The sequence below is a fragment of the Nocardia sp. NPDC101769 genome, assembly GCF_044766925.1.
In the GTDB taxonomy this organism is placed as follows: Bacteria; Actinomycetota; Actinomycetes; order Mycobacteriales; family Mycobacteriaceae; genus Nocardia.
The window spans coordinates 1-1,535 of the sequence record NZ_JBIWMX010000139.1; the positions used below are offsets into that span (position 1 = coordinate 1).

Here is a 1,535-nt window from a genome sequence, read left to right on the forward strand (position 1 = left end):
TGCCAATGCCGTTAACTTTGGCCGTTTGCCGAGGTCGGGCGTGTAGTCGGTGCCGACTCCTCTCTCTTGTGAGAGTTGCTGTGGGGCAGTTGTTTTCGGAGTATGGTGCCTGGTCGTGGCGGAGGTCTCGGGTCGGTTGACCGATCGGATCGGTTTGGGTGTGCTGACTCGGGTGGTGGACCGTGATCTGGTCGATGAGGTGCTGGCCGAGACGGGGCGGCGCGAGAAGCGGCGTCGGCTGCTGCCGGCGCGGGTGGTGGTGTATTTCGTGCTGGCGATGACACTGTTCTTCGACGATGCCTACGAAGAGGTGATGCGCAAACTCGTTGACGGTCTTGGGTTTCTGCGGTCATGGGACGAGGACTGGCAGGTGCCGACCTCTCCGGCGTTGTGCAAGGCCCGTGCCAGACTCGGTGAGGAACCGGTGCGCGAGCTGTATCGGCGGGTCGCGGTGCCGCTGGCCGGTGCCGGGACGCCGGGTGCGTGGCTGGCGGGGCGGCGGGTGATGGCCGTCGACGGTGTGCAGATGGATATCCCCGACACTGCGGGCAACGAAGAGGCGTTCGGGCGCGGGAAGACCCATCAGAGCCTGGACGACCCGTATCCGAAGGTGAAGATCGTCGGCTTGGCCGAATGCGGCACCCACGCGATCGTCGACGCCGAGATCGGCGCGGTCGACACCGACGAGCGCGAGATCACCCGCCCGCTGCTGGCCTCGTTCGAACCGGGGATGCTGGTGATCGCCGACCGTGGGTTCTTCAGCCACGAGTTCTGGCGCGAGGCCGCCGACACCGGCGCCGATCTGCTGTGGCGGGTGCAGTCCGGGCTGAAACTGCATGTCGTGCAGGGACTTCCGGACGGCTCGTATCTGTCTCGGCTGATGACCGCTGTCGAACGCCAGCGCATCCGCCGCCACCACAGCCGCGGCCTGGACACCATCCCCGAGGGGGTCACTGTCCGGGTGGTCGAATACGAGATCACCAACCGGGAGGGCGACGCACCCGGCCCGATCCGGCTGATCACCACCCTGCTCGACCCGGACGAAGTGACCGCTGCCGAGCTGGCTGCTGCCTACCACTACCGGTGGGAGTTCGAGACCAGCCTCGCCGAGATCGAAACGCGCCAGCGTGGCAGCTACCGGCTGCTGCGCTCGCAGAGTCCGGCCATGGTGCGCCAGGAGATCTGGGGCTTGCTGACCACCCACTACGCCATCCGTGAACTCATGCACCGCGCCGCCGACGTCGACGGATCCGACCCCTTACGGCTGTCGTTCATCCGCACTCTCCGCGTTGTCCGGCGACATGTCACCGGGCAAGCGGGTTTTTCCCCCTGACCGGCTGGCCACCGGAATGGCCGCAGCCGTCGCCGAAATCCTCGAACGCCCGAACCCGCCCCGCCGCCAACGCAGCTACCCTCGGGTCCTCAAACGCGCCGGACGCCACAAGTTCCCTCGAAAAGACTTGCAGCACAAGAACATCAACCACGATCGACCACCCGAGATCCAGCTACACCGCCGCGTAAGTTAACGGCATTGG

The 1,535-nt window shown here is 66.1% G+C and carries 1 protein-coding gene; it reads left to right on the plus strand.

Going from position 1 to position 1,535, the window contains the following annotated elements; translation table 11 throughout:
• Window positions 1–109 precede the first annotated feature (109 nt).
• Entirely contained in the window at window positions 110–1,333 is a 1,224-nt protein-coding gene (locus ACIRRA_RS46000) for an IS4 family transposase (protein WP_402782482.1), read from the plus strand.
• The last annotated feature ends 202 nt before the right edge of the window (window positions 1,334–1,535 follow it).